This window comes from Myxococcus sp. CA040A, from assembly GCF_013336725.1.
Lineage (GTDB): Bacteria > Myxococcota > Myxococcia > Myxococcales > Myxococcaceae > Myxococcus > Myxococcus llanfairpwllgwyngyllgogerychwyrndrobwllllantysiliogogogochensis.
The window spans coordinates 1,078,226-1,097,172 of record NZ_JABUMR010000004.1; the positions used below are offsets into that span (position 1 = coordinate 1,078,226).

Annotated in this window: 17 protein-coding genes; 6 read left to right on the plus strand and 11 right to left on the minus strand. The window is 67.5% G+C overall.

The window, feature by feature from the left end; genetic code table 11:
- Positions 1 to 26: 26 nt before the first annotated feature.
- Both HUA75_RS21455 and HUA75_RS21460 read right to left on the minus strand, forming a co-directional pair.
- Entirely contained in the window at positions 27 to 1,205 is a 1,179-nt protein-coding gene (locus HUA75_RS21455; RefSeq protein ID WP_174487412.1) for a TfuA-like protein, read from the minus strand.
- A complete protein-coding gene (locus HUA75_RS21460) occupies positions 1,202 to 2,338 on the minus strand; it encodes a YcaO-like family protein (protein ID WP_254627655.1) in 1,137 nt (378 codons plus the stop codon). The genes HUA75_RS21455 and HUA75_RS21460 overlap by 4 nt, the downstream gene beginning before the upstream one ends.
- 248 nt (positions 2,339 to 2,586) lie before the next feature.
- On the opposite strand from HUA75_RS21460, the gene HUA75_RS21465 reads away from it, so the two are divergent.
- Positions 2,587 to 2,940, plus strand: a complete 354-nt coding sequence (locus tag HUA75_RS21465) for a hypothetical protein (protein ID WP_174487413.1) — start codon at positions 2,587 to 2,589, stop codon at positions 2,938 to 2,940.
- 198 nt (positions 2,941 to 3,138) lie between these two features.
- Positions 3,139 to 3,444 carry a hypothetical protein gene (locus HUA75_RS21470; RefSeq protein ID WP_371746160.1) on the plus strand — a complete coding sequence of 102 codons (306 nt, stop codon included), beginning with the start codon at positions 3,139 to 3,141 and terminating at the stop codon, positions 3,442 to 3,444.
- Between the two features lie 95 nt (positions 3,445 to 3,539).
- On the opposite strand, the gene HUA75_RS21475 is transcribed toward HUA75_RS21470, so the two are convergent.
- Genes HUA75_RS21475 through HUA75_RS21490 form a run of 4 tightly spaced genes read right to left on the minus strand, consistent with a single transcriptional unit; the run spans position 3,540 to position 6,820 of the window.
- Entirely contained in the window at positions 3,540 to 4,304 is a 765-nt protein-coding gene (locus tag HUA75_RS21475) for an immunity 49 family protein (RefSeq protein WP_174487415.1), read from the minus strand.
- Between the two features lie 5 nt (positions 4,305 to 4,309).
- Positions 4,310 to 5,404: a hypothetical protein gene (locus HUA75_RS21480; RefSeq protein WP_174487416.1), complete on the minus strand. Its 1,095-nt coding sequence runs from the start codon at positions 5,402 to 5,404 to the stop codon at positions 4,310 to 4,312.
- A gap of 28 nt (positions 5,405 to 5,432) precedes the next feature.
- On the minus strand, positions 5,433 to 6,020 hold the full coding sequence (locus HUA75_RS21485) for an imm11 family protein (RefSeq protein ID WP_174487417.1): 588 nt from the start codon (positions 6,018 to 6,020) through the stop codon (positions 5,433 to 5,435).
- A 32-nt stretch (positions 6,021 to 6,052) separates the two neighbouring features.
- Positions 6,053 to 6,820 carry an AHH domain-containing protein gene (locus HUA75_RS21490; RefSeq protein ID WP_174487418.1) on the minus strand — a complete coding sequence of 256 codons (768 nt, stop codon included), beginning with the start codon at positions 6,818 to 6,820 and terminating at the stop codon, positions 6,053 to 6,055.
- Positions 6,821 to 7,125: 305 nt separating this feature from the next.
- On the opposite strand from HUA75_RS21490, the gene HUA75_RS21495 reads away from it, so the two are divergent.
- A complete protein-coding gene (locus HUA75_RS21495; protein ID WP_174487419.1) occupies positions 7,126 to 9,363 on the plus strand; it encodes a M9 family metallopeptidase in 2,238 nt (745 codons plus the stop codon).
- A 268-nt stretch (positions 9,364 to 9,631) separates the two neighbouring features.
- Positions 9,632 to 9,928 carry a hypothetical protein gene (locus HUA75_RS47950; protein ID WP_371746165.1) on the plus strand — a complete coding sequence of 99 codons (297 nt, stop codon included), beginning with the start codon at positions 9,632 to 9,634 and terminating at the stop codon, positions 9,926 to 9,928.
- Here the strand turns inward: HUA75_RS47950 and HUA75_RS21505 are convergent.
- The gene (locus HUA75_RS21505) at positions 9,883 to 10,347 is read right to left on the minus strand and encodes a DoxX family membrane protein (RefSeq protein ID WP_174487420.1); all 465 of its coding nucleotides are present in this window, start codon (positions 10,345 to 10,347) and stop codon (positions 9,883 to 9,885) included. The two genes, HUA75_RS47950 and HUA75_RS21505, sit on opposite strands and share 46 nt — an antisense overlap.
- A gap of 188 nt (positions 10,348 to 10,535) precedes the next feature.
- Here HUA75_RS21505 and HUA75_RS21510 point away from each other — a divergent pair, with 188 nt between their 5' ends.
- Positions 10,536 to 11,747: a hypothetical protein gene (locus HUA75_RS21510; RefSeq protein WP_174487421.1), complete on the plus strand. Its 1,212-nt coding sequence runs from the start codon at positions 10,536 to 10,538 to the stop codon at positions 11,745 to 11,747.
- Positions 11,748 to 11,777: 30 nt separating this feature from the next.
- Here the strand turns inward: HUA75_RS21510 and HUA75_RS21515 are convergent, their stop codons facing one another.
- From HUA75_RS21515 to HUA75_RS21530, 4 genes are all read right to left on the minus strand, one after another.
- The gene (locus tag HUA75_RS21515; protein ID WP_174487495.1) at positions 11,778 to 14,384 is read right to left on the minus strand and encodes a pitrilysin family protein; all 2,607 of its coding nucleotides are present in this window, start codon (positions 14,382 to 14,384) and stop codon (positions 11,778 to 11,780) included.
- A gap of 4 nt (positions 14,385 to 14,388) precedes the next feature.
- Complete coding sequence (locus tag HUA75_RS21520) at positions 14,389 to 15,654, minus strand: MFS transporter (protein WP_141648383.1); 1,266 nt, start codon at positions 15,652 to 15,654, stop codon at positions 14,389 to 14,391.
- Positions 15,651 to 16,817: an aminopeptidase gene (locus HUA75_RS21525; RefSeq protein ID WP_174487422.1), complete on the minus strand. Its 1,167-nt coding sequence runs from the start codon at positions 16,815 to 16,817 to the stop codon at positions 15,651 to 15,653. The genes HUA75_RS21520 and HUA75_RS21525 overlap by 4 nt, the downstream gene beginning before the upstream one ends.
- A gap of 166 nt (positions 16,818 to 16,983) precedes the next feature.
- Positions 16,984 to 17,154 (minus strand): hypothetical protein, encoded by a 171-nt coding sequence (locus tag HUA75_RS21530; protein WP_174457234.1) that lies wholly within the window; start codon positions 17,152 to 17,154, stop codon positions 16,984 to 16,986.
- Between the two features lie 402 nt (positions 17,155 to 17,556).
- Here HUA75_RS21530 and HUA75_RS21535 point away from each other — a divergent pair, with 402 nt between their 5' ends.
- Positions 17,557 to 18,846 (plus strand): hypothetical protein, encoded by a 1,290-nt coding sequence (locus tag HUA75_RS21535; protein ID WP_174487423.1) that lies wholly within the window; start codon positions 17,557 to 17,559, stop codon positions 18,844 to 18,846.
- Positions 18,847 to 18,947: the final 101 nt, after the last annotated feature.

The window sequence follows — 18,947 nt, forward strand, 5'->3', positions numbered from 1 at the left end:
CGTTGGCTCCGGGCCATCCTCCCCGCTCAGTCCGAGTCGTGCTCGAGCGCGTCCACCTCGTCGCTCGCGGCCACCGTGAGCGCGGCCTCCGCCCAGCGCCCGCGCAGCCGGGACTCGGAGGCCAGCGCCTCCTCCCAGGACGGGCCATCCGGAAGCAGCCGCGTCGACTGCGTCAGGACCAGCCGCTCCAGCGCCAGCTCCTCGCACAGCGCCCGCAGCCCCTCGGCATCCAGGCCATTCGAGACCAGCCACGCGTCGCGCTTGCGCACCGGCACCGCGCGCTCGCGCCACCACCCGGCCTCCGCCTCCGCCACCTCGTCGGCCGTGGGTGACAGCCCCATCGTCCGGGCCCAACCCGCGAGCAGCGCCCGTCGCAGCCCCGCCTCCGCCAGCGCCCGCGCGTCGGGGGCCTGGCTCAGCACCTCCAGCACCTGCCCCGAGGGCACGACGGCGTCGGGGAGCCGGGTCACGTCCTCCACCAGGCGTCGCCGCCGCACCAGGGACGAGGGAGACCGCCGGGTCCCCGGCACGGAGGGTGCTCGCGAGGCCACCCACTGCGCGGCGGCCAGGATGCAGGCGCGCGCGTCCTGTCGCTTCAAGTCCTCCACGCCCTTCGAGAACCAGCGCTCCCAGGCGTCCCGTGTGGCCTCCGACCACCCTTCCCGCGCGCGCTCCATCAACCGGGACCACGTGCGCTCCTGGTAGAAGAACGCGCTCGCCACGTCCACCAGGCCCCGGGCCAGGCGCGCATTCAGCACGCCCGCTTCCCGAGCCCGCTCGGCGACATGCCGGACGTTGACGAGCGGCACGGTGAGCGGCCTCCAGCCGTGCTCCGAGTCCGCGTGCAGCAGCGCCACCTCCGCGTCGTCGGAAATCACGCCGTCGCGATACCACTCGAAGATGCGCCCGACGCCCACCATGCCATGGGGCGCCAGCTCCACCGCGCGCAACGCCCCCATGCTGGAGCCGCCGAAGACGGCCACCCCTGCCTCCAGCGCGGCCAGCAGCTCGTGGTGCCACACCGACGGCTGCGCCTCGAAGACGCCATCCACCAGCGCTATCGCACGGGGCCTGGCACCGAGCGCGCGCCACACATCGCCCTGTCGGGCCGGGGGCAACACCACGCAGGGGGCCAGCTTCCGCGCCTCCTCCGCGGGCAGCGCGGGCCCCAGGAAGACCACCAGTTCCTCCGCGCGCCGCTTCATAGGAGCTCCGAGATGAGCATGCCCGGCACCACCACCCGCCGCACGTGCAAGCCGGGCACGGGCGCGTCCAGCTCCACCGAGGCCACGCGAGCAAACCCCGCGCGCTTCAACCGCGTCAGCACCCGCCGCACGGCCACGTCGGCCGGCCCCCTGGCCACAGCGCCCAGGTCCGGCAGCTCTCCAGCCCGTCGCCGTGCGCGCACTCCCGCGCAGGCCTCCGCGAAGTCCCGAGCCGCCTGTCGGTCCACCGACGCCACGTCCTCGCGCGCGCCGTGGATGTCCGTCAGGCGCGACTGCGCCGCCTCCAGCAAGGCCTTCAACAGCGCGGTGTCACGCTCCAGCGCGCACGCATATCCCGCCGTGAGCGGCACGGGCCCGTCCTCCTGGTCCACCAGGACCGCCGCGCCCACGGGCAGGCCCACCGCGCCCGGCGTGCGCGCGGATGGCGTGGCATCGAACAGGTACACCGCGAAGCCACGCTCCCTCAGACGCTCGGCCAGCGCCGCCGTCCGAGGCACGGCCTTCTCCAGCTCCGCCGTCCGCAGCATGCGTCCCCGCACGGTCTCCTCGGTCCACCCCTCCGGAAACACCCGAGCGAGCTGATCTCTTTCAGTGGCCTCCAGCAGCGCGTGCAGCAGCGCTCGCGCCGCCTCCGGATGCGCGCCGGAGCCGTTGCTCGTCCACGCCGCCGCCACCGGCCCCAGCGAGGGGCCTCCCGGGGGCGTCACATGGACGCCTTGCGCGGCCACCCAGACCGTCTGGCCCGAGCCCAGCTCCGTCGCCTCGCGCCACGCACACCGCACCCCGTCTGCCCACAGGCGGGGTTCCACGAGCGCGCCGGCCGAGCCCAGCGAGTCCGCGCCCCACAGCGTCCCGAGCCGGCCCTCCAGTTCGGCGCGAGAGCCCCAGGCGAGCCGCCCCGGCACCACCGTCTCCGCCGCCCACAACTCCGCGGTCTCGAACAGCGCGCCCCACGCGGCCTCGTCCGGGGTGAGCCCCTTGCCGTTGCACACCTGGAGCACGTGCCCGCCCGGGCGCACCGCGCACGCCACCTCCACACCCGTGCGGTCCAGCCCGGTGACGCGAGCCACCCGCGTCACCCCCATGGCCCGGGCCAGCCGGGACGACGTCATTCGCTCGAAGGACACACCCGGCGGATAGCACTTTGGCCGGGCACGGTCAGCAGCGACGCGTGAAGCCCTGTCATCCGGGGCGGCGCGGAGACCCGCGGCGGACCGGGCCTTAATCGGACTTAATTCCGCTTAATCCCTGGCGGATGAAGACGTCTGGGATAAGGCGCCCACCCGCCGCCCGCGACTGGCTTCGCCAGGGCAGACACCCGGTGGACGGCGAGCTGACACACAACCGATGGAGTCGAACCATGTCGAAGCACTTCGTGCGTTCGTTGTTCCTGGGGGCGGTGGTGGCATGCGTGAGCGCTTGCGGCGGCGCGGAGACCGAGCCGCGAGAATCAGAAGTCTTCGTGGATGACGTGGAGCAACGGGCCTGTGCCATGGGCACGTTCCAGAACAATTGTCGTGACTGGGGCGCGGGCGGCTACTCGGACCCCGCCTGCACTGGCGGCACGTACCGATGGAAGTTCTGGGCCTGCAAGCAGTACCAGGCTGGCACCCAGAAGTACCGCCAGGAGTGCGGCAACGAGCAGTACGTCTGCGGGAGCAGCGCGACGAGCCGCCCGTCCTCGACCGTTTCGGCGTGCGTCCAGAACTGCTAGCCGTCTGACTCACGGCCGGGCGGAGCAGTCCCTCCGCCCGGCCTGGCACGCAGCTCCGACGGCTCCGCCAGCGGCGCGCCTCATCCCCTCCTCGCCTACACACGCCCCTCAACGGCTCCCCTCGCCGTCGGATGTTCTTCGCGGAATTCGCTATCATGCTGGCGCCGTACAGACATGAATGCTTCTCCGGGAGGTCACGTGCGAAGAGTGCCTTTGAGGGGTGTCTCGTTCCTGGTGGCGAGTCTGGTGATGGGCTGCGGTGGCGTGGCGGCGGAGGAGTCAGCACCCGCTGATTCCTCACAGGAGCAGTCGCTCGCGCCAAGCTGTCCAGCGGGTTACACGGATGTCTATCTCTGGGCTTGCAAGCGACTGGCGGCCCATGCGCCTCCCTGCAACTACGGCGGGCCCGGGCACTACAACGTCCTGCATCTGTATTGTCAGTCGGGCACGGAGTTCTACGACGCGGGACCCACGGGCGACTACGCCTGTGGGGATTGCTTCTAGGCCGAGTGGAGCGCGGACGGGCCCGTGTCGTCTCCGGGCCCGTCGTCTCCGGTGGAGACGCTTTCGCGCGAGGAATACCCCTCCACGGACGGCGCTCAATCGAGGCTGCGCCACGAATCCACTGGCAGCCGCGGCCTGCCACGCGCACGCGCCAGGGAGGGCACGAATGGAAACTCGCCCACCAGGGGCAGCCCCGCGTGTTCAGCCAGGGTCATCAACGCCAGTCCCTCGACCGACACCTGCGCGACCGTGGCCCAGCGCTCCTCGGAGATCTTCTCCCGCTGCAGGAGGCGGTCCTGACGGGACCGCTCCGCGACAAGGAACGTCTCCAATCCCCGCGCCACTTCTTCCCCATCTCCCTTCAGGAGGGCGTGGCAGAGCGGGAGGCGGAGGTCCTCCGAGCCCTGCAGCACCTGCTCGTAATCCGCCAGGAGCTCCACCAACCGAGCATCCGTCTCCCCGAGGAAGAAACGACTCATCAGGAAATGGACGTAGAGAAAGTCCTCTTTGTATTCCATCCCTTGTTGCCAGGTGCGTCTGGCGCGTCTGGCAATCTCCCCGGCGCCGTCGAGGTCCTGGGCGGCCAGGGCGTCGAAGAACGGCGCCGAGCGGCTCGTCACCCACTGGGACTCCGGCACCTTCTCCATGAGCGACAGGTAGGCGCGGCCACTCTTGTAGAGGCACGCATGCAGCGCCTCCGCGTCACCGTAGAGGAGGAAGCGACCAATCCCGCGAATCCGATAGTTCTCGCAGAAGGTCAAGACCTGCTGAAGACTCGCGTTCGCATCCAAGGCCTTCAACAACTCCGCGTTGTCGGACCGGGCATTGCTGACAAACACCTGGAGGAACTTGGAAGACATGCGGCTCAGGCCTCCGCGCTGACGACGAATGCACCGACCCAGCCATGCTCCGAGCTGGATACCACCAGGCTTCGGGAACTGGACGCGTACTTGCGAAGAAATGACCGGACCGCCACGCAGAGGGCCACGGCACCACTCGCGGCGCCGGTATCCCCCAGGGAGGTGCCTGAGATGACCAGGCGATGAGACTCATCCAGCCGGTCGCCGAGCCTCACGCGTGCGTGGCCCCATTCCGAGGCCCGCCAGACCTCGCCATTGAGGTCGCTGATGATGTCTCCTTGGAAGGCGCCCGTGGGCCCCGGCGCCTTCGTGAGCACGTCGACGATGGTGTCCGCCAGCACCTGCCCGACCCTCGGCCGCTGGGTCACGAACAGGTCCTGCTCCTGTCCCACCGAGGCGGCGCTCACGGAGGCCTGGGGCGTGATGCCCCTCCTGCGCGCGGACAGGGGGGACTCCACCAGGATGCATGCCGCGGCCTCGCCCGGCATCAGGCCGACCGGCACGTCAGGAGACTTCAACCTCCGGTGGGACTGCAGCCACTCCAGGCTGAGCATGTCCAGGTAGGAGTCCATGGCCACGATGAGGAAGCGATCGACGGCGGAGCGGGACAGCTGCCGCGAGGCATACTGGAGCGCCGCCGCCATACCCGCGTGTCCCTGGTGGATGGCGTGACAGTCGCTGACGAGCGGAAGCTCCAGGGCCTTCTTCAGTTGCAGGCAGAAGGTACTCGTCAACACGTCGGGCCTCAGCTGGCGTGCCTCCATGAAGCGGGACTCATCCAAGACAGGCCCCACCCAGATGAGTCCCGTCCGCCGCCAGAAGTCCGAGTCCTCGCGACCCGGCACCTGCCCGAGCGACAGCAGGTCGTCCACCCCTCCTCGCGCGAGTCGAATCCACCTGCCCACGGGCCCGAACCCGTCGGTGAAGCCTTGGATGGGATGGCCCATCACCGGCACGCGCTCCTGACTCTCCTCGTCGAGGACGGGGAAGTAGACAAGCTGCCGGGGCCTCGTGAGGCCCGCCCGGAGCGACGCGCAGGCCTGGACGACGTCCAGCCCCACGCTGGTGACCATTCCCAGTCCTGTAATCGAGAGCACCACGCATGCCTCCCAGGCCGCCCCCGGGCCGTCAGCCCTGTCCCGACAAGCGGAGCGGTGTCAGCAGGACGTTGGTGAACCCCCGCGCCTCGACGGCCTGGGCGAAGCGCTCATCCACGACATATTTGCTGGGCTTCTTGTCGATTCGGAACAGCGCGGCGGCCTGCCCCACCTTCTTGTCATCCAGCACGAACTCCGCGATGTCGATGACACTCCCCTCTTCACCATAGGTGACGCCACTGGCCTGCTCGTCGAGACAGTCGAGCGCACCGATGGGATTGATGATGAAGTAATCCTTGCTGTAGAGCCGCTCGCGGTGGTCATACAAGTCGAAGGGGAGATATTCGATATCGCAGCCCGCGCAGAGCTGCTCGAACACCGTCTTCACCTCGGATGAGGCGATGAGGTAGTTCTCCGTGTTCCCCAGCACGGAAGAGAGCTTGATGCCTGGGTTCTCTTCGCGCAGGAAGATCTTGGCCTCCGCGGGGTAGAAAGCCTTGGCTGGCCGGCCCTTGGTCATCAGGAAACGGCGCAGGCCAATCCCCTTGGGAGGATCATCAATCAGGCAAAGATCGCGGTCGTTGAGGTCTCCGACCGTCGACAACAGGAAATACTTCATTCACTTCCCTCCGGGGTGAGCACCACCGTGTCTCAACTGGCGCTCTGCTGCTTGAAAAGTTCCTTCGCCATACGGTCGAGCGCGTCCACCCCGTCCTCGCCGGCCTGCTTGATGGAGCCATAGAGGCGATTGGACAGGGCAATGAGCTTGTCCTTGAAGTCCTTGTACTTGGGGGCCTCGTGATCGACCAGGTCCTCGAGGTTGTCGGCGAGCAGCGCCTTCAGCTCGCTCTTGACATGATCACTGTAGACACCGTGATACATCTTGGGCAGCGTCCGGTGTCGGGGCAGGCGCATGACCCGCGCGACGGTCGCGTCGAGGGGGAGCATGATCATGTTGTCCATATGGTTGAGATTGTAGCCCGCGGTGAGCAGCCCACCCCGGACCACCGTGACCAGCTCCGGCGAGCCCCCTTCATCCGGGTTGCCCAGGTAGTCACTGATGGTGGTGCTCAGGGTCGAATTCGGGATGACGTGATGCGCCTCGTGGAAGTAGGGCACGTCGCAGTGGGTGTCGAAGTTCCCGGCCTTGACGTCCCAATCTCCCTTCTGGGGCTTGCCGGCTTCCGCCTCGCGCCCCTGGAAGAAGACCTGGATTGTGCCCGGCATGTCCTTGTAGCGAGGCCAGTTATACAGCCCGTCGTCACTCTGGGCCTTCTTCGTGGCCTGCCAGATGTGGCTGCAGGAGTTGTTCGGCTTGCGGGACTCGTGTCGATTCAGACACTTCCCGCCTTCCGTGCCACCCGCGGTGTGGTGGTCGAGCTTGTTTTCGATATCTCGTGTGTGTCTTTCCTCGGACATGACGCACCCTCCACGAAATCAGGCTTTCCCTGCATCCATCATCGCGAAAGCTCAGGGAAACGACAAGGTCGACTTGGACTCTCAGTGAAGTAACCCCTGGAGAGGACGGCGTCCTCGGTTCCACGCCCTGGGACCAGCGTAGGCGCCCATCGGAGCGCGCCCTCCTGGACCCGGCCCGCGGCAGCCCGCCCCACTGTCAGACCTGACTGCTAATACTATTTTATCGCGACTTCACCAGCACGACCCGAGTCGGCCGGAACGGCTGACACCGCGCAGCAGGCCCTATCACCCAGGAGCATGAGTCCATGCGCTGTCCTGTCACGGATTGGTATCGCAGTCCCATCGCCTTCGCTGTCACGCTCACCCTCTTCTCGGCGGGGGCACTCGCCCGCCCGAGGAGTCCCCCGCCCGCCGAGTCTTCCTGGAAGTCCCACGGGCTGGAACACACCCATCAACGCATCCGGCCCGACCAGCGTGAGCCGGATGTCTCCCCCGAGGAACTGCACCGGGAGCATGTTCCTGTCGCACTTTCGCGGGCCCTGCTGGTCGCCTGTGACACGGCGGCCTTCGCATCGGCCAGTGGCACCGGGCTCGTCACGCTGGTGAAGGGCTCCACGGCGGAGTGTCTCAACACGCTGTTCGGTGTCACGGGAACGCAGGCCGGCCAGGTCTTCGCCGAGAGCAAGATGGTCACCGTCGCCAATGCGCTCACGGTCAACGCCCAACAGTACGTGGGCGACAACACCGCCCAGACGCTCCAGCTCATCCTGTTCCTGCGCGCCGGCTACTACGTGCAGTTCTACCAGTCGGGCTCGGTGGGCAGCTACGGCACCCCGCTGCGCAACGCCATCCGCCCGGCGCTCGCGGCCTTCGTCGCCAACAGCCACTTCACGGACAACAACGACGCGCACGGCGCGGTGCTGCAGGAGTTCGTCACCCTCATCGACAGCGCGGGAGAGACCGCCTGGCACCTGGGCACCCTGCGGGGCCTGCTGGACCGATTCAATGACACCACCGTGGCCTCCACATACATGCGCGGCGCCACCAACAGCGTCTTCAACGGCATCTATCGGGGTCAATTCAACACGGACTTCGTCGCGGCCGTGCGGGCGGACATGTCCCTCATCGACTCGCTCGACTCCTTCATCACCCGCACCGAGCACCTGCTGGCCACGTCCAACCAGTACCTCACCGTCAACGCGGCGCGAGAGATGGCTCGCTTCGTCCAGCACTCCGGAACCCTCCAGAACAAGACGCGCCCCCTGGTGAAGACGGTCATCGACAACCACTCGATGACGGGCCCCACCGCGGGCCTCTGGGTGGGCTCGGCGGAGATGGTCGAGTTCTACGATGGAGCCAACTGCGCCTACTACGGTGTCTGCGACTTCCGGCGGACGCTGGAGCAGACGGTGCTCGGCATCACCCATACGTGTGGCCCCACGCTGCGCATGCGCGTGCAGGACATGACGGCCCCACAGCTCACGCAGAGCTGCGACCAGGTCGCCACGCAGGAGTCCTCCTTCCACGACACGCTGAAGACCCACCGCGTGCCCGTGGCGAGCGACAACAACACGTCCCTGGAGATGGTCGTCTTCGACAGCAGGTTCGACTACCAGACGTACGGCGGAGTGTTGTTCGGCATCAACACCAACAATGGCGGCATGTACCTGGAGGGAAACCCCGCCGCCTCCGGCAATCAGGCCCGCTTCATCGCCTACGAGGCGGAGTGGCTGCGGCCCGCCTTTGAAATCTGGAACCTGCGGCACGAATACATCCACTACCTGGACGGCCGCTTCAACATGAAGGGCGACTTCACCACGAGCATCAGCCAGCCCACCGTCTGGTGGATCGAAGGCCTGGCTGAGTACATCTCCAAGAAAAGCGACAATGCCAGCGCGGTGGCGCTGGGCCGGGGCAAGACCTTCCAGCTCAGCCAGATCCTCCGCAATGACTACAACAGCAGCACCGACCGCGTGTACTCGTGGGGCTATCTGGCGACGCGCTTCATGTTCGAGCGCCACTCAGACCAGGTGGACACCTTCGTCGAACAGTTCCGCGCGGGCAACTACAGCACCTATCGCCAGTCCCTGGATGCATTGGGCACGGCGAACGACGTGGAGTTCCACCAGTGGATCGACTGCGTCGCGACAGCCACGGACCCGAGCATCTGCATCCCACCCGGTTCCGGACCCGGCCCCACCCCGCCCTGCACGGCTTCCAACCCCATGGGACTGGACAACGGCTGCTATCGGGGCCCGCTCGCCTCCACCGGCAGCGTGCACTACTTCTATCTCTACGTGCCCCCCGGAGCGAGCAACCTGCGCCTCAAGGCAAGCGGCGGCACCGGCAACGCGGACCTGTACGCCCGCGCCGGCACGTGGCCCACGACGACGGTGTACGACTACCGGCCCTACCTCCCGGGCAATGACGAGACGGTGGAAATCGCCTCACCCGCGACCGGAGGCTATTACTACCTCATGCTCGTGGCCCGCCCGGCCTACGCAGACGTGAAGTTGGAGGCCCACTTCGACAGGGCGCCCTGACGAGGAAAGGACAGACTCCCAGGTGGGCGTGAAGCCACCTGGGAGTCCCTCCAGCCGCAGCACGCCTGGGCGCGGGAAGTCACCGAGGCGTGAAAGGTGCGCGAGGACGATGGCGCAGGAGACGGCTCGCCATCTCATCTGGCACGGACGAGGGGGCTCCTTCATCAATGTCTCATCCATCCTCGGCAGCGTGGTGCAGGGAGGACTGCCCGCGTAGTGCGCCTCGAAGGCGGGCGTCAATCACCTGACCCGTGCACTCGCCATCGACCTGGCGCCCCACGGCATCCGGGTCAACGCGCTGGCGCCCGGCTACTTCGAGACGAATATCAACCGGGAGTTCCTCGCCACCGCGGAGGGCCGGGCCATGGTGGACCAGCCACCTCGAGGAGCTGGATGGGCCCCTGTTGCTGCTTGCCTCGGAGTCCTCTCGCTACATGATGGGGAGCGTGCTCCCCGTGGATGGTGGTTACACCAACGTCTCCGCGGCATAGGGGTGAGTGGCTCCCCGCGCCGCAACGCTCACTTCGCGCCGGGCACCGCCCGCGCGACGAGCATGGGGCGGTAGGTCGCCCGGTACGCCCAGGCCAGATAGAGGTGGAGGGCCAGGACGACGACGGTCATCACGATGCCGGTCGGGGCGAGGAAGGCATGGAATGCGACGATGTTGACGACGACGGGCGCGAGGAGGGCCAGCGCCAGCGGCACGAAGCGGTTCGTCAGCAGCAGCAAGCCCACGAGCACCTCGGTGCCCTTGATGAGCGGCATCATGTAACCCGACTTCATGAACGCCATGCTGAGCGCCATGGCGCCTTCGGGAATGGGCTCGGAAGGCGGCGGGATGAAGTTCAGGAAGCCGTTCAGCCCGAAGACGAAGAAGAGGAGCCCCAACAGGACCCTCGCAACGGTTGGAAGGTGGCGAGCAAACGACTTCGTGTCCTGGCCCGCTCCGGTGACCTCTGCGTTCAGCGTCGTTCCCGTTCCCATGGCGTACTCCTCCTCGGTGTCACTTCTGGTTTGGTGGCAAGGCTCCTGGACCGCCCCGGGGGCGCTGCCTCTACCCTCGCGACGAACGGCCTTCCGGGAGATCGACACGGCGACGATTTCATCCAGGTGCCCTCGGCGTCGAGGTCTGCCCTTGCATGCATGTATCTCCCGGGGTTCAGTGAGGGGTCATGGCCTTCGCCCCGTGGCTGCCCGTGCTTGTCACCCTTCACTCCGTGCCACCCGCCGCCGCACGCGCCGAGCCTGCGCCTGCCGCCTTCTCGAGCTGGTTCGACGCGCGAGCGAAGGAGGAGCAGCCAAAGGTCCTGACGCGATACCAGGTGGACCTCGACGGTGATGGGCGCGAGGACGAGGTGGTCTGCTATTCCCTGGTGAAAAGCGACGAAACGAGTCGCGGGGATGGAGCCCCGGTCACGCTGGTGGGGCTGGCCAGCGGAGAGCGCTTCGCGGTGAACACAGGCGTGGGATTGGACGTCGAACTGGACTGCCCGTCCCCCACCCCGGAAGCGTCAAACACGGGCAAGCCGGTCCTGCTGCTGCCACGAACCGGGATGAGAAGTTCGTCATCGGTGTCGCTGCGCTTCGACCGGAACGGCCCGTTGCTCGTGGCGAGCCACGTGACGACATATTCCAGTTCGAACCGCATGGACCTGCTGACCCAGCGCGCCCAGACCTACAACTACACGGCGCCGACCTCGGAGGAACAGGACCCCGAGGGGAATGAGACCCGGTGGGAAGGCCCGGCGCAGGTGGTGACGGACCTGGAGTCGACGGTGCTTCCGACTCCGGGAAAGGTCACCTGGGGCCAGAAGAACTGGAAGGGACTCGAGGATGCGGACCTGACGGTGAGCCTGCGTCGCAGAGGCGACCTGATGGTGGTCAGTGTCCGGCTGAAGGATGACAAAACAGTCGTTGCCGCAGATGCCAGTCCCAAGGCCATCCTCGCGGCGGACCACCTCGAGCTGCGCTGGTCGGAGTGGGGCACCACCAAGCGCATGGAGAATCGGCCGGTGGAGCTGGGGGTCGCGCGCAACGCGTTGGGGGTGCCCGTGGCCACGTGGTTCAAGCCTCCCAAGAAGAAGGACACGCCACCGCCGACGATTCGGTGGACCTCCCCGGAGGCCATCGAGGTGGAGCTGCCCCTGGACTGGTTCATGCCGCCGCCCGCGAAGCGCACCTATTACGATCCAATGACCTATATGCCCTGGTTCTCGGTGTTCTTCTCCGATGGAGATGGGAAGGGTCAGGAGACGCTGGTGAATGTCTTCCCCAAGGTGCTCTTCGTCGCCGAGCCGGGGCGCCCCTTTCCCACGGTGGAGCAGAACGTCCAGCCGTGGGCGCGGGTGGAAGCCGGCGCCACGCTGCTCATGCTCACGCAATGATGGAGACGGAGCCGCGAGGGCCTTCCCCCGTCAGGGACCGACGACCGCCAGGGCGCTGCGTTCGAAGTCGATGACCCGCCGGGCCACGTCACGCACGTGGTCGGCCGTCACCTCGGAGACCCGCTGCGCGTAGTGCTGGAAGTTCTCCTGTCCGACCCCGAGACACCCATCCATCGCCAGCATCGCCGCACGAGCGGCGTTGCGCTGCAGCCCCAGCTCATGCGTGCCGATGAGGTGCTGGCGCGCCCGCTCCAGTTCCTCTTCGCTCACCCGTTCGTCCCTCACCCGCTCCAGCTCGGAACGGATGGCCACCAGCGCCGCTGTCACCTTCTCCGGGCTCGTCCCCATGTAGATGGCGAAGTAGCCAGGGTCCACGCCTTCCATGCTGTAGCTGTTCACGCTGTAGGCCATGGCGCGTTTGTCACGCAGCTCGCGGAACAATCGCCCGCCCTGCCCCGCGAGCAGCGTGCTGAGCACCTTCAAGGCGTGGCGCCATGTATCGGTCACCCGTGCCCCCATGAAGCCCAGCGCCAGATGGGTCAAGGAGCGCGCGAGCACCTGCCTGTGCTCGCGAGGCGACTCCGGAAGCGGCTCTGGCGCCACGGGTGGCGGTGCGGCCAGCGCTCCCGAAGCGTCGCCGAACAGCTCATGCGCTCGCGCCAGCACCTCCTCCGCGCGCACGTCCCCCACCACGCTCAGCACCATCTGCGCGGGGTTCATGTAGGCCGCATGCCAGGCACGCAGCGACTCGGGGCCCAGTCGCGCCACCGCGCGGCTCTCCCCTGACACCGGCAACCGGTAGGGATGCGTGCGGTAGAGCGTGCTCGCGAGGACATCGAACACCCGGCCCTCGGGCTTGCCATCGCGAGTGCCCAGCTCCCTGGACAAGTTCCCGCGTTCGCGAGCCACCTCACTCTCGGAGAACAGCGGGGCGCGCAGGCAGTCCGCGAAGAGACGAAACGCGGGCTGGAAGTGGCGTGACAGGAACTCGCCGCGAAGCTCCACCAGGTTGCGCCCATGGGCCCCCTGGAGCGAGCCCGCCATGGCGGTGACCCGCCGCATAACCTCCTGTGCATCGCGAGTGGCCGTGCCACGCGTGAGGCAGCGACCCAGCAACGTGGTGAGCCCGTTGGTCTCCGCGGTCTCGTAACGCACGCCGCCCGCGAAGCAGGCTCGCATCGCGACGAGCGGCACCGCGCGCGACTCCAGCACCAACACCCGTGCCCCCGAAGGCAGTCGCGACTCCACCACCCCTTGAGCCGTCTCGGTCGTCTTGCGCCTCACGAGCCGAGGCAGCGGCGCTGGCCCTTCACGCACCGAGGCTGGCACGCGCCCCCGTGACGCACCGTCGTGCGCGGCCCGCATCAACAACGCCTCCGCCCGTTCGGTGGAGAAGTCGCAGCCCTGGGGGAGCAGCCCCGTAAGGACAGCCCGGTCGAAGCGCAGGTAGCGCTCCGCCACCTCGTGCAATCGCTCCGGAGTGAGTCGAGCGATGGCCTCGTGGTAGCGCGCCTCCGCCTCCAGGCCGCCCAGCATGAACTGGTAGTAGCCCAGCCGCCGTGCCAGCTCCTGCACCTCCTCGCGCTGTTGCACGGCCCGCGCCTCGAAGTGGGCCTGCAACATCGCCAGCTCTTCGGCGGGCACCGGCTCCGCGCGCAGCCGGGCCAGCACCCGCAGCTCCTCCTCCACCGCCTCCGCGACCTGGTTCGGCGCGAGCGTGAACCGGAGGGAGAAGAGCCCGGGGTCCAAGGGCGTATAGGACGAGGACTCCAGCGCCCTGACGAGGCCCTGTCTCCGTTTGCATTCCCGGATGACCCGCGAGCGCTCCCCCTGCCCCGTCAGCAGCGCCAGCACGTCCAGCGCCGGCACGTCCGGATGCGCGACGTCCGGGATGGAGAAGCCCAGATGCAGCCAGGCCTCCTTCACGCCATCTTCTCGCAGGCATATCCGCGGCGCGGTGCGCTCCGGCTCGGCGGGACGCGGCATCGGCCCCGAGTGGTGCTGCCCCCAGTCACCGCCAAAAAGTTCGTCCACCCATGCGCGCAGCCGCGACTCGTCGAAGTCGCCCGCGAGACTGAGCACCAGGTTTCGCGGGGTGTAGTGCCGCGCGTAGAACTCGAGCACCCGCTCCCGGGTGAAGTCGCGCACGCTCGCGGCCGTGCCAATCACGGGGCGTCCGTAGGGATGCTGGGGGTAGGCGGCGGCGAACAACTGCCGCGAGGCCCGCCGCGCGGGGAGGTCCTCGTTGCGTTTGATCTCCTCGCACACCACCTCGATTTCTCGCGCCAGCTCTCCCGCGTCGAACGAGGAGCCACGCACCGCGTCCGCGAGGATGTCCAGCCCCAGCCGGGCGAACCGACTGGCGATGACGACATGGAAGACGGTCTGGTCGTAGCTCGTCCAGGCGTTGATCTGCCCACCATGGGCCTCCACCGTGCGAGCGATATCCCCGGGTGCCCGACGCGATGTCCCCTTGAAGAGCATGTGCTCATGCAGGTGGGCCAGGCCCAGTTGGTCGGGCCGCTCGTCCGCGCTGCCGGCCCGGACCCAGACCTGGAAGGCGACAGCGCGTGCGGTGTCTCGTCGCTCGAAGACGACGGTGAGCCCATTGTCCAGCGTGTACGTTTGAGCCGTCAGGGTCCTAACCTCCCACCATGGCCTGGCGCTTGAGCAACAGGCGACGGCGCCACGCGAGCCCCAGCGCCAGCGCGGTCCCCGACAGCAGGGCGAAGGCGAAGCTCACCGCGAAGGCCCGTGGGATGCCCAGCGAAGTCCCCAGCGTTCCGCCCAGGAGCGCGCCCAGCATCGTCGAGACCTCGGGCATCAGGCTGATGACGGCCATGACCCGGGCGAGCGCGTTGGAGGGCACCTGCCGGGGGACCTCCGCGAAGAGCGTGATGAGCAGGAGCGAGGCGCCGAAGCTGCCCATCAACTCGTAGTTCAGGCACGCCACCAGTCCCAGCGCCCCGGGCCGGGCCAGCGGCAGCAACGCGAACGAGCCGGTGAGCAGGGCCACTGCCACCGCCACGGTCCACTGCGCTCCCAGGCGCCGGTGGAAGGTCCCCACGAGAAGGCTGGCGACGATGCCCCCCACGGAGCCCACCCCGACGATGGGACCGATGAGCGACGGCGACATGCCCAGGTCCCCGGACATGAAGAGGACCAGCAGAGCGGAGACCACGCCATTGGCCAGACAGAGATACCCGACGATGACGAGCCCCAGGCCCAGGAAGGGCCGCTGGAGCAGCAGCGAGAAGCCCAGGGTGAGCCCCTTCAGGCTCGCCGTGTTCCTCGCCGGGACATGCTGCGGCTTGCGGGGGACACGCACGGCCACCGTCAGCAGCGCGGCCACCGCGAAGGAGGCCGCGTCCACGAGCAGCGCCACGGGCGCCGAGAGCACGGAGACGAGCAGGCCCCCCAGGCTGCGCCCCGAGACGTCCGCCAGGTTGCGCGTCACGCTGAACCGGCCATTGGCCTCCACCAGCTGCCCGTCCCCCACCACCGCGGGGAGGATGGGCGCGGCGAACATCCCGCCAATGGCGCTCACCGAGGTCAGACAAAAAGCCATCCCCAGGAGCAACCCGAAGCTCAACAGGCCCATCCACCAGAGCAACGGAATGGAGGCGATGAGCAGGCTGCTCGTCAGGCTGCACGCCACCAGGACGGGCACCTGACGCGAGCTCGCATCGGCCCACGCCGCGGCGGGGAGCCGCAGCAGCAGGGTCGGCGCAATCTCCACGGCCATCAGCAACCCCATCTGCTGGGGCGTGAGGTTCAGGATGGTCACCGCGACGAGCGGCAGCGCCACCTTGGTCACCGCCGAGCCCGTCAACGTGACGGTCTGCGCCGCCCACAGCCGCAGGAAGGTGGCGTTGCGCCAGAGACCGGGCGGAGGGCCCGGGCTCATCCCGCCCGCTGGGTCCGCGTGGAGGCCTTCAGGCGATCCGGCAGCGGACACACCTCCCGCATCTCCTCGTCGCCGGTCAACCCGCAGCAGTTCCCGTCGATGTCCTCGTTGAAGACCAGCTTGGGGTGAGGCACCTGCGAGGGTTTGAGGTTCAGCAGGTCCAACGGCACCTGGTCGTCGTCCACCCACACCTGCCCTCCCGGGGAGATGAGGTCCATGTGGATGGGCGAGTAGTAGTCCAGGACATGGATGCTCTGGTTGTGCTGGCCAAAACCCAGGTGCACGCCCGGATGGCGTTCGTTGATGTGCGAGTTCATGGAGATGAACTCCCCCAGCCCTCCGTTCGTCCCGAACCCCACCTCCCCCACCCGTCTGGAGTTGGGCTGGGCGAAGACCGCCTCCACCAGGCGGCTCACTTCGGGACTGTCACACTCGTAATCGACGGCATGGCCGTCCTGAATCCGGATGCGGATGGGATTCTTCGCCAGACGCGCATCGACCTGCGTCAAGGCATTGATGTTGAAGGCCCCGTCGGCGACCAGGACACCGTCCACGGTGCCCGGAAAGGTGGCCACCTCTCCCGCGGGCAGGATGACGAAGCTCCCAGGACGCCACACGCCCCGGTTGCTGATCCACCGGTACCGCTCCGAGTCGAGCCCGATACGCAGGTCCGTTCCCGATGGAGTCTTCACCTTCAGCTCGCGCGCTTTCATGAACCGGTCCAGCAAGCCCGCGTTGAGCTCCGACAACATCCCGGACCTGACGTTCAGCGCCTTGAGGAAGAAGTCCTGGGAGGCGTTGATGATCCGCACCGCCAGCCACTTGTCCAAGTCATAGCGCGCCAGCGCGTTGCGGAAGGTCATCATGTGCGACATCGAGTCGCGCTCGACGGTGATGATGACCAGCTTGCCCTTGAGGCTCTCGGCAGGCGGCAACGCCGCGTCCAGGCGCTGAGGGAAGGTCTCGTCCGGGAAGGGCTTGGGCCGCATCCCCAACAAGGCCGCCTCCATCCCACGCATCCGCAAGACGGTGGCAATCCACGCGGCGGACTCGCGACTCTCGGGCGTGTAGGCCACGAGGACCTGGTCCTCCGGCACGAGGCGCGCGTAATCATCAAGCAGGACATCGATGCCGGCCCAGACTCGCTCGTCCACTTTGCTCATCTCGCGACTCCCCGGATGTGCTGCGGCAGCAGGTTGAGATTGCCCATGGTTTGAAGCTCGGGGCCTTGCGCATGAACACCGCGCCAGACGTCCCGCCCGGCCTTTACGCCTGCCCCAGGCCACCACCAGTGCCTGGGGCAGGTGCCCGCGAAGTCGCGCGGTGCGACTAGTTGTTCTGCTCGGTGGTCCAGATCGACCACATGCCGATGGTGTGCTCGGCGTTGGAGTCGCTCAGGTTGCAGGGGTTCAGTCCGGAGCTCTCGAAGCCCTCGGGCTCCGCGCTCTGCATCTCCATCAGGGTCTGCGCAAGGATTTCATCACGGTTCGAATGTTCCATGTGCAACCTCCCGGTACGCCGGTCACGCCTGGATTGGCGCCCCCAAGGACTATCACAACGCACTCCACAAAACAGACACCCAGCCACCCAGGGCAATCCCATCACGAATTCCAGACAACCCCCGAGCACCATATCCTCTCAACCCAGTGACATGGCGTGGCTGCACCGTTGACGACCCGACATCCCCGGACAGCGCCTTGAATCCCATCCACGCGGCGCGCGCCCGCGCTGTAGCGGCTTTCCATGACAGGGCTTTCCGCATCACAGCCATCCCCATCCCTCTCGACTCCACGGGTAGGGGGCCCGACGCGGGGAGTCCCTTCGAGTGGGAGGACTCGCCAGCAACTGTTTCCGAGGCGAGCCCCGCGTCTATTCTTGGGACAGCCCACAGGAGCTGAGCCCATGCGCGCGACGGCCTATGCAGCCCCCTCTGAGATGCACGGCATGGCCCATCCCTCGCGCACCGTGAGCGGGGAGGGAGTCCACACGAGCGCGGAGCGGGGGCTCGCGCAATGCCAGCAACGCGCCAATCAGAGCCCTCCGGTCCAGCGCGTGTCCGGCTACCAGCAATTGCTGAACACGAGCCCCAGGGTGGCGGCGATGCAGCGCGGCCCAGCACGGGCCCCCGTCGTCCAGCGCATGCGCATCACCAGTGGTGACATCACGGAGAGCGTCGACGAGGCCTGGAAGACGGTGGAGGAGTTCCTCTGGGACAAAGGCATTCCCGACCGCTACTGGCCCGAGATGAAGCAGCAGCTCGCGGCCATGGGGGAGGACCAGGAGTTCGAGTACTACGAAGACGCCGCGGACCTGCTGACCCAGCAGCTGAATGCCCGGGAGGGGACGGACTACCCGGTGGGGCCGCAGGAGGACCTTGATGACAAGGACACGCAGCAGGACTCGGGAGGCTGGGGTGGGCTCGCGTGGAAGGTGTTGAAGTACGGCACCATGTTCCTCGCGGCCCAGAGCGCGGTGGAGAACATCCTGCCCAAGGCGAATGCGATGTCGCTCCCCATGGGCCCCAGTGGCCCGTCGAACGCGCTGACGAACATGACCGGCCTGCGGCAGGACGTGTGCAAGGTCCCCGGCCTCATGGACAGCTTCCTGCCCATGCCTCTTCCCACGTGCGATATGGCCGACGCCCCCGTTGCGCCGAAGACCTGGTCCAATCATGGCGTCTGGAAGGATTGGCTGAATGCATTCGCCACGGGGAGGTGGAGCTATCCCGAAGACCCGACCGAGATTCCCGGGGTGAGCTTCCTGTCGGGCCCGAACGACCTGGCCCAGGACGGCTACTACGCCTATTCCCACCGCGCGAAGGATGGGCGGGTGGCCATCTCCTACACGGGGACGGATGCCACCACGAACAACGCCGTGCCCCACAGCTATCTGGCGTCAGGGGGCGACGTGTATGCGGCGGGCATGCTGCTGGCGAAAGGAGGCCAGGTCACCCAGGCGGACTCCGCCTCCGGCCACTACCTTCCCGACCCCAAGGTCTACCTGGACGAGTCCTGCCAGTCGCAAGTCACCCCCAAGGAGAGCCTCGAGTTCCTCCAGAGCAAATTGGAGGCGGATGGACTCGCCGCGCCGGGCATGAACCTGCTCCCGTTCCGCCATCCGAACCTCATCCAGCAGACCATTGACTGCCAGCAGAACAGACAGCCCCTGTTCAACCCCCGTGGGTTTCGCTGAAGCCCCTGACGGCCTGGCTTACGTTCCGCGGGAGTGAGGGGGGTGTGAGCGCCGCACCGGGCGTCGCCGGGTGCGTTGACGGCTCCACCCCCTGGCGCGGC

Excerpts from the sequence above, each read along its gene's own strand:
- HUA75_RS21465 (WP_174487413.1), top strand. The coding sequence starts at position 2,587 with ATGTCGAAGCACTTCGTGCGTTCGTTGTTCCTGGGGGCGGTGGTGGCA.
- HUA75_RS21520 (WP_141648383.1), bottom strand. The coding sequence starts at position 15,654 with ATGAGCCCGGGCCCTCCGCCCGGTCTCTGGCGCAACGCCACCTTCCTG.
- HUA75_RS21510 (WP_174487421.1), top strand. The coding sequence starts at position 10,536 with ATGGCCTTCGCCCCGTGGCTGCCCGTGCTTGTCACCCTTCACTCCGTG.
- HUA75_RS21455 (WP_174487412.1), bottom strand. The coding sequence starts at position 1,205 with ATGAAGCGGCGCGCGGAGGAACTGGTGGTCTTCCTGGGGCCCGCGCTG.
- HUA75_RS21505 (WP_174487420.1), bottom strand. The coding sequence starts at position 10,347 with ATGGGAACGGGAACGACGCTGAACGCAGAGGTCACCGGAGCGGGCCAG.
- HUA75_RS21530 (WP_174457234.1), bottom strand. The coding sequence starts at position 17,154 with ATGGAACATTCGAACCGTGATGAAATCCTTGCGCAGACCCTGATGGAG.
- HUA75_RS21485 (WP_174487417.1), bottom strand. The coding sequence starts at position 6,020 with ATGAAGTATTTCCTGTTGTCGACGGTCGGAGACCTCAACGACCGCGAT.
- HUA75_RS21460 (WP_254627655.1), bottom strand. The coding sequence starts at position 2,338 with ATGACGTCGTCCCGGCTGGCCCGGGCCATGGGGGTGACGCGGGTGGCT.
- HUA75_RS21475 (WP_174487415.1), bottom strand. The coding sequence starts at position 4,304 with ATGTCTTCCAAGTTCCTCCAGGTGTTTGTCAGCAATGCCCGGTCCGAC.
- HUA75_RS21525 (WP_174487422.1), bottom strand. The coding sequence starts at position 16,817 with ATGAGCAAAGTGGACGAGCGAGTCTGGGCCGGCATCGATGTCCTGCTT.
- HUA75_RS21535 (WP_174487423.1), top strand. The coding sequence starts at position 17,557 with ATGCGCGCGACGGCCTATGCAGCCCCCTCTGAGATGCACGGCATGGCC.
- HUA75_RS21495 (WP_174487419.1), top strand. The coding sequence starts at position 7,126 with ATGCGCTGTCCTGTCACGGATTGGTATCGCAGTCCCATCGCCTTCGCT.
- HUA75_RS21490 (WP_174487418.1), bottom strand. The coding sequence starts at position 6,820 with ATGTCCGAGGAAAGACACACACGAGATATCGAAAACAAGCTCGACCAC.